Genomic DNA, 12,482 nt, shown 5'->3' with positions numbered 1-12,482 from the left:
CGTGACCGGTGGCGAGCAGGAAACAAGGATAAGAAAGACGCATCATGTCCTCAAGGCGTTGGAGGGTCGGCCGTTCTGCCACGCTACCGCCAGGGAAGGCAGCGAGGTGCCTTCCCTGGCGGGTGGTACATGAGTGCGATGTTTTTTATTGCTTGAATCCAGGGGGCATATTAAGCATTGCTCCTAGCATTCAGATTTTTTAAAACCATAGCAACCACCCCTCCTATACTTCCTAGCACTGCTCCGTTTGCCAGCATAAAAATAACCCCTACACTGTCACCAACTGTCATTCCTGTGACAAAATAAATATCAAGGGCTACTCCGGCCATGGCTGCTAGGCAAGAATGGACAATGATTTTTCTTTTTGCCAAAAAACCCATCAACACTCCGCACAAGAACATTAAAAAATACGCAAAATAAACCATAACCACAAGAGTTACCGTCCTGCCCGATATAATATTATTGGACAGAAGGTTGGCAATAGCCTGCCATACATCCTTCGCAAAACGGTATGAGGTTATACAGACCAGATAATGGAATATGATTAACCTTACTTCTGCCTCTATGTTTCTCATGCTATCGCCCTGCATTTTGACACATTTCAATGCCTAGCTCTGGAGTTGCTTCATTCTGCATGAAGCATTCAAACTTGCTCATTCCTCCACAGCTTCTTGCATGTGAAGCGGCCTCCCCAAGCTCAAAAAGAGTGTCTACTAAGTGTGCGTCGGGGTTAGGCCCTCCACTTGAGCAAATTTCATTAATACAGAATGGCCTCGTTTGAAAATATTTGGCTGATATAGACATCCTTTCTCCGTGCTGATCCTCACAAATAGCATGCACATCTTTATAGTCTGCCCAGAGTTTTTCTATCCGTCCTTCTGGCTCAAACACTTCCCAACCTGCGAACTCCCACTCGGATGGAGGTTTAGCTACTGCTTCTCTTAGCACGTTCATATTTTCTCCATGCGCCCCTCGAGCTGCTGGTCCAAATGCAGCGCTTAGGTTGCTTAGCCCCACACCACTCAACCCCAGCGGATCCACCATGCCCGTCGGGTTGGTCACGTAGCCGTACAGGTTGGTGCCGCCGTTGAGGCCAATCGGGTCCTGGCTGATATAGCGGCCCTGCTGCGGGTCGTAGTAGCGGTGGCGGTTGTAGTCGAGGCCCGATTCCTCGTCGTGCCACTGGCCCTGGAAGCGAATGGGTTGGGTGACGTTGCGCTCGGCGCGTTGATTCTTGACCGCGGCCCAGTCGTCGGGGTCGGCGAGCCAGCGGGGTTGGCCGTTGGGGCCGAGTAGCTGCAACGGGGTGCCCAGGGCGTCGGTGACGTAGGCGCTAAGGCGGCGTTCCACTTCCTTCCCGCTCGCCGTTTCATCGATCCTTAGCATCGGCACGAAGGAGCCCGGTTCGTAGACTACGGTGGTGCGCTGATGCTCGGTGGCTTCGTGGACCAGGCGGTCGCCGTCCCAGCCGTAGTGGTGGGTGGCGGCGGTGCCGTTGGCGTGGCGCACGGTCTTGCCGATGCGCCGGCCCAGGGCGTCGTAGCGGTAAGTGGCCTCGCGGGTATGGCCGTAGGCGCTGGTGTGGGTCAGCGTGACCAGACGGTTGGCGCCGTCGTAGCCCAGGGTCAGGCGTTCGCCGTTGGGGGCCTCGCGCTCGATCAGGTTGCCGGCGCCGTCGTGGCGGTAGCGGGTGCCGCCGAGCTGGCTGATCTGGTTATCGGCCTGGGCGGTGGCCTGGCCTTCGAGGCGATTGCCGGCGGCGTCCACCGGGTAGCGGTGGGCGTGGTCGCCGTGCTGGCTGGCGATCAGTCGCCCGGCCGGGTCGTAGCGGTAGGCGATGGTGCTGGCCTGGCCTTGGCCCTGCTGGGTGCGGAAGGTCATCCGCCCCAGGGCGTCGTACCGGTAATGCTGCTTGCCCTGAGCGCCGCCCGTGCTGCTGAGGCTCAACTGGGCGATCTGGCCGAGCTCGGTATAGCCACGCTCGAGGATCAGCGGCTGGGCGTGATCGGCACTGTGCAGACGCCGCCGGGTCTCGCGATGCAGGGCATCCGGCTCCAGGGCGATCTCCAGGCCGAGCCCGCTGGCCAGCAGGCCATGCAGGTGGCCGCTGCCGTAGGTGAGCCAGTTGAACTCGGGCAGGTCGCCGAACTGGCTGGCCTGGGGTGCGCCGGTGGCGGTCAGGGTGTGCTGGTGCTGCCAGCTCCAACCGCTATCTCCTTCCAAGCCGGCATGCCGCTGCTGTTCACCGCTTGGCCGCCCCGCCTTATCGAAGGCGAACGTGACCTCGCCATGGGCATTCTCGGCGCCGGCCAGCTGGCCATCGGCACGCCAGTGGTAGCGTTCGGTGCTGGCCGGGGCGGCGTCGGTCTCGGGCAGATGGCGGGCGATCAGCCGGCCATTGGCGTCGTACTCGTAGCGGATGACGAGCGGCTGGTCATCGGGGCCCGGGCGGTTGACTTCCGTGTGCTCGATCAACTGGCCGGCGGCATCATAGGCGTAGCGCTGTTCGCGACCGTCGGGGCCGGTCTCGCCGATCAGGCGGTCCATCACGTCATAGGCGAAGCGGTAGACCGCGCCGTTGCCCAGGGTCAGCTCGCCGAGGCGCCCGGCCTCGTCGTAGGCGAGCAGGGTCTGGCTGCCGTCGGCATCGATCCGCTGGGCGGGACGGCCGTAGTCGTCGTAGAAGAGCTGCTGACGGTAGCCCTGGGGGCCCTCCTGTTCCACCGGGCGCCCCTGGGCGTCGTGGTGGTGGTGCCAGTGGCTGCCGTCGGGCAGCTGGGTGGACTGGCGCCGGCCCATGACGTCATGGGTGGTGCGGGTGGTCTCACCCAGGGCATTGGTGATGCTGGCCAGATGGCCGCGGGCGTCATGGGCGTAGGTGGTGCGCCGCTCGGAGCAGTCGGTCTCCGCCGCCAGCTGGCCCAGGGCGTTCCACTCCCGCCGATGGGTCGCTCCACCCGCATCGGTGACGGCGGTGGGCCGGTCGGGCAGGCGTTCGTCCTCGTAGGCCAGGGTGGTGGTGCCCTCGGGGCCCGTGATGGTCAGCGGGTTCCCTCGCGTGTCGCGCTCGATTTGCCAGTGCTGGTCGTCAGGCCCTTCGAGACGCACCGGTAGGCCCAGGGCATCGCGCTCGATGGCCCAGCGGCTGCCGTCCGGGGCGGTCTGGGCGATGATCTGCCCCGCCTCATCGCGTTCGAGTTCACTCTCCCGGCCCAGCGGATCGACGCTGGCGATCTGGCGTCCGGCGCGGTCGTAGCGGAACTCGATCACCGAGCCGTCGGCGCGGGTATGCGCCGTCCAGCGCTGGCCGGGGCCGGCGCCGACGAAGTGGTAGCGCTCCTCGCGGCCGAGGCTATCGGTGACGCGGGTGTGATCGGGATGGTAGGCGTAGGCGCGCGCCAGGCCACCGGCCTCCTGCTGGCCGATCACCCGGCCATCGGGGGCGTGGCGGTCCCAGGTGTAGTGGGCCTCGAGGCCGCCGGGCACGCGGTGGGCGACGAGCATATGGTCCTGCCACTCGAACTCGCGGACCACCTCGCCATGGCGATGGCGCACGGCGATCAGGTCGCCGGCGGGGCTATAGGAGTAGCGCACCAGCCAGTCGTCCTGGGCGCTGCCGTCGTGTTCCTGGGTCAGCTTGACGCCCATCAGGCGCTGGCCGCGGTCTGCGTCGCTTTCAGGCAGCAGCGCGTCATAGTCGAAGCGGTAGTGGCGCCCGGCGCTGTCCTCGACCCACACCAGCAGGTCGGCCTCCCAGTGGAACGTGGTGGTGTAGCCGTTACGGTCCCGCTCTTGAATCAGCTGCCACTTGCTGGAGGGCGTGTCTTCCCTGCCGCTATGGCTACTGTCCTCGTCATGCGGCGCGAAGACATAGGTCAGGCCACTGGCGTCCTTCAGCAAAATGCGCTGCTGATTCTCGCGAAGCGATTCGGGCACGCTGTCCCAACGCACGTCGTCTTGGGCAGCCGTTGGCTCGGCAGCTTCCTCCGGCAGGCTACCCCCACGTCGCAGCCAGAGCTGCTCGGTGGGCGAGTGGCGCGCCTGGCCCGGGGCCAGGGGGCCGAAGGTGATATCGCGGCCCTGGGCGTCGTGGATCACGCAGGCGTCGTCATCGAGGGTGAGCGACAGGCCCTCGCCGGGCACGGACCAGCCCTGGCCCAGCACGCCGATGCGCGCGTTGCAGGAGAGATACCCGCGGCTGAACACGAAGGGCCGCGGTGCCGGCAGGGCGATGTCGGTCTCGGCGGGCAGCAGCTTGGCGCCGAGCAGCGGGTTGACCGGGCTGCCCACGGCGGGCGCGCAGGCGCTGCAGCGGTCGGCCAGGCCATCGGCGATATCCACCGCGTCCAGGTCCAGCGGTGTGGCGGCGACGATCTCGCTTTCCAACAATGGCGTCTGGTGAGGTTCGAGGGTGACGTCCTCGCTGGTCTCCGGGCTGGCCTCGCCGGGCAGGCGCGGCAGCACCACGGCCTGGCCGCGGCCCCGCCCGGGGCTGCCGCCGGAGTTGATGCGCACCTGGCTGCCGACGATGGTCACCCCGGCGCCGTCGAGCTTGATAAAGCTGCCGCCGGCGGCCAGGGTCAGTTCGGCGCCGGCCTCCACCACCACCTGGGTACCGGCCTGGTGGTGGACCTCCTGGCCGGCCTCCACCCGCTGGGCCGTGCCATAGTGCTCGTGGCGGGTCTGGTCGACTCGCAGGTGGTCATCGCCCTTCACCTGGGTGTGGCGCTGGCCGTGCACGGTGAGGTGGTCGTCGCCGTGGATCTCGCCGAGGCGGTGGCGCTCGATGGCGAGGTGGCTGTCGCGGCGGATGGTCTCGGTGCGATCGTTGAGGGTCAGCAGCTCCAGGTCCTTCTGGGCGTGCAGCCAGATCTGCTCGGCGTCGGTCGCATCCTCGAAGCGCAGCTCGTTGAAGCCTTCCGCCTTGTGGCTCTGGGTGCGCAGCACGGTGCGGGTCTTGTGCGCGGGCAGCGCGTAGGGCGGGGTGTTGACCGCGTGGTAGGTGCGCCCGGTGATGATCGGCTGGTCCGGGTCGCCCTCCAGGAAGGAGACGATCACCTCGTGGCCGATGCGCGGGATGGCCATGGCGCCGTAGCCGCCGCCGGCCCAGTCCTGGCTGACCCGAATCCAGGCGCTGGCGGTGTCGTCAGGCTCGGCGTAGCGGTCCCAGGGGAACTGCACCTTGACCCGGCCGTGTTCGTCGCAGTGGATCTCCTCGCCCTCGGGCCCCACCACGAAGGCCACCTGGGGGCCGTCGACCCGGGGCCGGACGGGGGCTCGGGGCGCCAGGCGCGGTCGGCGGGGGCCAGCACCAGCTCGTTGAAATAGCGGGTGCGGCCGTCGCTGTCGACGCCATCCTCCTCCAGGGCCTGGGGCTGCTCGCCGTGATGCACCACCTCGACCACCTGCCAGTCGCGGTTGAGGGCGTCGATATCGTGATCGGCGAGGGTGAAGCGGCTGCCCGGGGCCAGCTCCGGCAGGTCGCTCTCGGCCTGGGCGGTATGGGCCTCGGCGCGCAGCGCCTCCAGCCGCACCCGGGTGAAGGGCACCCCGGAGGCGTCCGCCTTGTAGCGGCCCGGATAGTCGAAGTGCTCGTAGTCGTCCCGTTGCGCATGTTCCGCCAGCCCCTCTGCAGCCTGCTCATGAAGCTGGTCATAGGCCGGGTTCTTGAAGGTGTAGTCCTTGAGCGTCACCGCCGCCGGGCGCACCCGTGAGACCTGGCGCAGCTTGCGCACATGGCGGCGCGGCGGGGTGCCGCCGGCGCGGCCGTGGTAGGTGCGCTCGCCCAGGTGGGGCAGCAGCACCGGCGCGTCGGCGAAGATCAGCCGGTGGGCGCCGCCGACCGCGGGCTCGAACTCATGGAAGTAGAAGAGCCCCTCCTCGGCGGCCAGGCGCTCGACGAAGGCCAGGTCGCTCTCGCGGTACTGCACGCAGTACTCGCGCTCCTCGGGCTCGCGGGTCAGGGCGAAGGCCACGTCCGTCAGGCCGCGCTCGTCGCACAGGGTGGCGAGGATGTCCTGGGCGGGACGTCCTGGAAGATCCGCGAGTTGTGGCGCAGGCCGAGGCGCCACAGCGCCGGGCGGATGACCAGGGTGTAGAAGGTGCGGCGGTGGCCGCGGTCGCCGCGGCCGAACTCGCTGACCACGCCGTGGAGGTGGCGCAGCGGCTCGCCGTCCTCCCAGACGATCAGGGTGGCGTTGCGCTCGAGCACCTCGGCGGGGCTGAGGTCGGGGTCGCGGCTGGCCAGGGTGACCCTGAGCTCGAAGGGGGCGGAGAGCCGCTCGCGATGGGTGAAGTCGACCACCGCCAGGTCGGGGATGCCGGCGAGGCTCAGGGTGAACTGGAGTCCGGTGGAATCGGCCATGTTGTCGCCTCCCTGCGACTGGAGAAGAACGCGATAACAGTGGGAACTGGCAAGCCATCGCGCATTATCGGGCGGTCAAAATACCAGTCATGGGAGTGCGTATCTGTGACATTTCACGGACAGCCGTGTAGGAAATCGCCAACAAAGGCGGCCTGCCCCATTCCCTCGGCGACAGTTGCGGCACGGTACCCCCGGCCCATTGTCCGCCGGCCGGCACACGGATAAGCTGGGGGCCAAGGTCACGACAAGGAGTCCCCTGCCCCATGAAAACCATCGGCATGCTGGGCGGCATGAGCTGGGTGTCCACCGCCAGCGACTATCGGGCGCTATGAGATTGACAGAGACGAGGGACGAAAATGCCACCCGCGCTTGCACGGTCAAGCAAGCGCGGGTGGCATCTACTTAGGGACGGCTGCCGTCACTGAGCGGCTAGCCCCTCGTTCCTAGTTCCTCTGCCCTGCCCTTATTTCCAGAAATCGCGAATCGAGGCGATGCCCTGGGCGCCCACGGCGCGGGCGTGGTTGGCGTCGAAGCGGGTCATGCCGCCCAGCGCGAAGACCGGCATGGCGGCTCGCTCTACCAGCTGCTGGAAGTCGTGCCAGCCCATCGGCGCCACTTCGGGGTGCGACGGCGTGGTGCGCAGCGGCGACAGGGTGACGAAGTCGCAGCCGATGCGCCCGGCCTGGGTCAGCTGCTGGGAGTCGTGGGTCGATGCCGACAGCCACTTGTCCTCGGCGATCGGCCGACGCTCCAGCGCCGCGAGTCGTTCGCTGGTCAGGTGGATACCATCGGCCTCTACCTTGTCCAGCAGCTCGGGCTCGCCATTCAGCAGCAGTCGCGCCCCATGCTCGCGGCACAGCGCCAGCGCCCGCTCGGCACGGGCCAGGTAAGCCGTCTCATCCAACCCCTTGGCACGCAGCTGCACCAGTCGCACGCCATCCTCACTCAGCGCCCGCGCCAGGCGGGCATCGAAGCGCGCCTCGTCCGCCTCTTCCCCGGTGATCAGGTACTCGGTGGGCAGCATCACCGCCCGCAGGATCGGCAGGTTGGCCGCCGGGAAGGGATAGTTGACCAGCTCGTTCATGGGCACCCAGCGCACCGCCTGCCCCTCGCGACCGAAGGGCTCGCCGGTGAACTCATGCACCTGCCAGACATCGAGCAGGATATGCTTGTCGGGATATTCATGATGGATGCGGATCAGCGGCTGGGCGCGATGTATTTCCACACCCAGTTCCTCATGCAGCTCCCGCTTGAGACCCTCGAGGCCGGTTTCGTAGGGTGCCAGCTTGCCGCCGGGAAATTCCCACAGGCCGCCATGGTCGACGTTGGACGGCCGTCGGGCGAGCAGCACCTCGCGCCCGTCGCTGCTGATGATGGCGGCGGCCGCCACATGCACCCTTCTTTTCACCATTGCGTTCATTCACCCTTTACCCGCTTGGCCCGCGCCGCTCGCTCGACACGGGCGTGTTGGTCTGCCGATACCGCCCTCAGCTGCGGTAATCGGCGTTGATGCTGACATAGTCATGGGAGAGGTCGGAGGTCCACACCGTGGCGCTCTCGCCGCCGCGCCCCAGCGCAATGCGGATGGTGATCTCCTCACGAGCCATCACCGCACTGCCGGCCTCCTCGGTATAGCCCGGCGCGCGACCGCCATGCTCGACCAGGCGCACATCATCCAGGTCGATGACCACCCGGTCGACGTCAAAATCGGCAAGCGGAGCGCGTCCCACCGCGGCCAGAATGCGCCCCCAGTTGGCGTCCGACGCGTAGAGCGCCGTCTTGACCAGCGGCGAGTGCGCCACGGTAAAGGCCACATCTAGCGCCTCCTCGCGGCTCACCGCCCCGTTCACCTGTAGCGTCACGAACTTGGTGGCCCCCTCGCCGTCGCGGATAACCGCTTGCGCCAGCTCGGTCATCACCCGCTGCAGGCCGTTGCGAAATATCGCAATCTGCTCATCGCTGACCACGGCGGCACCGCGGCCGGTGCTGACCAGCATGCAGGCATCGTTGGTAGAGGTATCGCCGTCCACGGTGATGCAGTTGAAAGAGCGATCCACCGCCTCGCGCAGCAGCGTGTCGAGCAGGGGCTGCTCAATGGCGGCATCAGTGACCACAAAGGCCAGCATGGTGGCCATATTGGGCTTGATCATGCCCGAGCCCTTGCTGATGCCGTTGATGGTCACCGTGCGTTCGCCCATCTCGAGGGTCACACTGGCCCCCTTGGGGCGGGTGTCGGTGGTCAGATCCCTTCGCCCGCCTGATGCCAGGCCTCGCCCCCATCCTGCAGCGCATTGAGCGCCGGCGGCAGCCCCCCAGCAGCCGCTCCATGGGCAGCGGCTCGCCGATCACCCCGGTAGAGAACGGCAGCACGCTGTCCTCGGGCACACCGGTCAGCCGCGCCAGCTCGGCACAGGTGGCATAGGCGTCACGCAGGCCTACCTCACCGGTGCCCGCGTTGGCGTTGCCGGTATTGATCACCAGGAAGCGAGGCGCCTCCCCGCGTGACACACAGGCCGTCAGATGCGCCTTGGCCACCGTCACCGGCGCCGCGCAGAAGGCATTGCGGGTGAAGCTGCCCGCCACTCGCGCCCCCGGTGGAATCTCGATCACCACCAGGTCGCGACGTCCGGGCTTCTTGATCCCCGCCTCGGCGGTGCCCAGGCGCAGACCCTCTATCGCCGGCATCGCCGGAAAGCTCACGTCACCCACTGCCATCTTCAGCCCTCCTGTCATTGAATCGCGATCAAGCGGCGATCAGCTCAGCTTGCCGCAGCACTGCTTATACTTCTTCCCCGACCCACAGGGGCAGGGATCGTTGCGCCCGACCTTGGGGCCCTCGCGACGCATCGGGCGGCCGTCGGCGCCTGGCGGCAGCGGTGCCTGCTCCTGGCCTTCCGCCGCGGCGGGGCCAGGGGTGTCGTGGCGGCTGGCCGCCGCGGCCTTCTCACGCTCCAGGGCCTCGCGACGCTGACGCTCCAGCTCATCCACCTCCTCGGGCTGGCGAACCTGCACGTGGCTGGTGATGCGGGTGATATCCGACTTGATGTTGGTCAGCAGGGTCTGGAACAGCTCGAAGGACTCGCGCTTGTACTCCTGCTTGGGGTTCTTCTGAGCATAGCCGCGCAGATGAATCCCGCGGCGCAGGTGGTCCATTGACTGCAAGTGCTCCTTCCAGCGGGTATCGAGCACCTGCAGCATGATCTGCTTCTCGAAGCGGCGCATCAGCGCCTCGCCGGCCACCTCGTTCTTCTTCTGGTAAGTCTCGCGATGCATCTCCTGCAGACGCTCGCGCAGCTGCTCCTCGTGGAAACGCTCGTCCTGCTCGGCCCACTCGACGACCGGTGCCTCCAGGTTGAACTCGGTCTTGAGGTGCTCCTGCAGGCCCGCCAGGTCCCACTGCTCGGGCAGACTCTGAGGCGGCACGAACTCGCTGATGGCCTGATCGAGCACCTCCTCGCGAATGCCCAGCACGTTCTGGGAGACGTCCTCGGAGGCGAGGATCTCGTTGCGCTGCTCGTAGATCACCCGACGCTGGTCGTTGGCCACGTCGTCGTATTCGAGCAGCTGCTTGCGGATATCGAAGTTGCGGCTCTCGACCTTCTTCTGGGCGCGCTCCACCGCGTTGGAGACCATCTTGTGCTCGATTGCCTCGCCGCGCTCCAGTCCCAGCGCCTTCATCATGCGCTGCACCCGGTCGGAGCCGAACAGGCGCATCAGGCTGTCTTCCAAAGAGAGGAAGAAGCGGGTCGAGCCCGGGTCACCCTGGCGCCCGGCACGGCCGCGCAGCTGGTTGTCGATGCGCCGCGACTCGTGGCGCTCGGAGCCGATGACGTGCAGGCCCCCGGCCTCCAGCACCGCCTCGTGACGCGCCCGCCACTCCTCGCGCAGCGTCTCGATCTGCGCCTCGCTGGGGTTCTCCAGCTTGGCCGCCTCGGCCTCCCAGTTGCCGCCGAGTACGATATCGGTACCGCGACCGGCCATGTTGGTGGCAATGGTCACCGCGCCCGGGCGGCCCGCCTGGGCGATGATCTCGGCCTCGCTCTGGTGCTGCTTGGCGTTGAGCACGTTGAAGGCGATGCCGGCCTGCTTCATCAGGTCCGCCAGGTACTCGGAGGTCTCGATGGAGGCGGTCCCCACCAGCACCGGGCGTCCGGCCTCGGTCTCGGCCTGAACGTCCTTGATGATCGCCTCGTACTTCTCCTCGGCGGTCAGATAGACCAGGTCGTTGAGATCCTTGCGGATCAGCGGCCGGTTGGTAGGGATGACGATCACATCCAGGCCGTAGATCTGACGGAACTCGAAGGCCTCGGTATCGGCGGTACCGGTCATCCCGGCCAGCTTCTCGTAGAGGCGAAAGTAGTTCTGGAAGGTGGTGGAGGCCAGCGTCTGGCTTTCGCGCTGAACGGTAACGCCCTCCTTGGCCTCCACCGCCTGGTGCAGGCCTTCCGACCAGCGCCGTCCCGGCATGGTGCGGCCGGTGTGCTCGTCGACGATCACCACCTGGCCCTCGTTGACGATATAGTCGACGTCGCGGTGGTAGAGATGGCGGGCACGCAGCGCCGAGTGCATATGCTGCAGCAGGTTGAGGTTCTGGGCGGCATACAGCGAGTCGTGCTCGCCCAGCAGGCCCTCGCCGCGCATCAGCTCCTCGACCTTGTTGTGGCCGGCCTCGGTGATCTCGACCTGCTTTTGCTTCTCATCGAGCAGGAAGTCGCCCTCGACCGGCACCTCCGGGTCTTCGGAGACCTCGCCCTTGACCAGGTGCACGGCCAGGCGGTCGACCACCTTGTAGAGCTCGGTATTCTCGTCCACCGCCCCGGAGATGATCAGCGGCGTTCTCGCCTCATCGATCAGGATGGAGTCGACCTCGTCGACGATGGCGTAGTGCAGCCCGCGCTGCACCTTGTCCTCCAGCGAGAAGGCCATGTTGTCGCGCAGGTAGTCGAAGCCGTACTCATTGTTGGTGCCGTAGGTAATGTCGCAGCCGTAGGCGGCGCGCTTCTCCTCGGCGGTCTGGCCGGCGTAGATGGTCCCCACCGAGAGGCCGAGGAATTCATACAGCGGGCGCATCCACTCGGCGTCGCGGCGGGCTAGGTAGTCGTTGACCGTGACCACGTGCACGCCCTTGCCAGGCAGCGCATTGAGATAGACCGCCAGGGTCGCCACCAGGGTCTTGCCCTCGCCGGTCTTCATCTCGGCGATACGCCCCCGGTGCAGGGTGATGCCGCCGACCATCTGCACGTCGAAGTGGCGCATGCCCATCACCCGCTTGCTGGCCTCGCGCACCGTGGCGAAGGCGTCGGGGAGCAGCGCATCCAGGCTCTCGCCGCCGGCCAGGCGCTCGCGCAGCTCGTCGGTGCGCGCCTTGATGGCGGCATCATCGGCCGACTCGAGCTGCGGTTCCAGGGCGCCGATCTGAGCGACCTGGCGCTGCATGCGCTTGACTTCGCGGTCGTTCTTGGAGCCGACGACCTTGCGTAACAAAGAGTTGATCATGAAACGTCCAGTATCTGCGTGTGGCAATCGACCGGCGGCTAGGCGCTATGAGAGGGAGAAACCCCCGCCGGCAGCTGACGAAGTGTTACTTGGCACTACCGCCGGCCAGGGGGACCACGACGCGTCAGGACATCATGGGCAGCGGTCCAGCGCCGCCGGGAGATCGCAAGGAAGGGAAGCCGGCGAACACGGCCCGGTACCGAGCGGGAACGCGGCGGCCAGTGACGCAGCGCTCGACGACGCGCCACACAGCGACAGCGGGCACGCATCAGTGCCGGCGCCAGGATGCAGACCTGGACGATCCGCTCGGTCAGCCTGAGTGTTTCGACCTGGCTCAGCCCCGCCGGCAGCAGACAGCCGACCAGCAGCCCCGCCAGCCACCAGCGAGAGCCCAGCCGGCGACGCGACGCCCCCGCGGTGGGCGAAGGCGTGGCAGAAGGCGCTTGGGCGGCGGCGGCAGGCATGCTGTAGACGATCTCCCGAGCGTGCTAGGCTCTTGCTGAAACACGGACAATCCGCGGCTGTCGGTGGTAGTGGCCTCGACACCAGGCTCTGCGGGCATCGAAACCGCCGGGCGGACGCCGGCCCGCCGCCCCGAGAATTAAGCTCATGAGTATAAAGG

General features: G+C 66.6%; 5 protein-coding genes and 2 pseudogenes. All 7 read right to left on the bottom strand.

Going from position 1 to position 12,482, the window contains the following annotated elements:
* Positions 1-170: 170 nt before the first annotated feature.
* The 7 genes and pseudogenes from ACSJDS_RS08845 to ACSJDS_RS08815 all read right to left on the bottom strand — a co-directional run bounded on the left by ACSJDS_RS08845 (position 171) and on the right by ACSJDS_RS08815 (position 12,324).
* Positions 171-575: a hypothetical protein gene (locus ACSJDS_RS08845; protein WP_473032950.1), complete on the bottom strand. Its 405-nt coding sequence runs from the start codon at positions 573-575 to the stop codon at positions 171-173.
* A 1-nt stretch (position 576) separates the two neighbouring features.
* Positions 577-4,290, bottom strand: a complete 3,714-nt coding sequence (locus ACSJDS_RS08840) for an RHS repeat-associated core domain-containing protein (RefSeq protein ID WP_473035004.1) — start codon at positions 4,288-4,290, stop codon at positions 577-579.
* Between the two features lie 87 nt (positions 4,291-4,377).
* A pseudogene (locus ACSJDS_RS08835) lies at positions 4,378-6,364 on the bottom strand (type VI secretion system Vgr family protein); the annotation flags it as partial.
* A gap of 463 nt (positions 6,365-6,827) precedes the next feature.
* Positions 6,828-7,775, bottom strand: coding sequence for a Nudix family hydrolase (locus ACSJDS_RS08830; RefSeq protein ID WP_473035003.1), 948 nt, complete (start codon positions 7,773-7,775; stop codon positions 6,828-6,830).
* Between the two features lie 76 nt (positions 7,776-7,851).
* Positions 7,852-9,079, bottom strand: a pseudogene (gene argJ, locus ACSJDS_RS08825) (bifunctional glutamate N-acetyltransferase/amino-acid acetyltransferase ArgJ).
* Positions 9,080-9,118: 39 nt separating this feature from the next.
* On the bottom strand, positions 9,119-11,860 hold the full coding sequence (gene secA, locus ACSJDS_RS08820; protein ID WP_473032949.1) for a preprotein translocase subunit SecA: 2,742 nt from the start codon (positions 11,858-11,860) through the stop codon (positions 9,119-9,121).
* Positions 11,861-11,955: 95 nt separating this feature from the next.
* Positions 11,956-12,324: a hypothetical protein gene (locus ACSJDS_RS08815; protein ID WP_473032948.1), complete on the bottom strand. Its 369-nt coding sequence runs from the start codon at positions 12,322-12,324 to the stop codon at positions 11,956-11,958.
* Between the last annotated feature and the right edge of the window lie 158 nt (positions 12,325-12,482).

This window comes from Halomonas sp. SL18_1, assembly GCF_055755715.1.
Note: the sequence above shows the minus strand (reverse complement) of the source record. Positions and strands in the feature narration are given on the sequence as shown.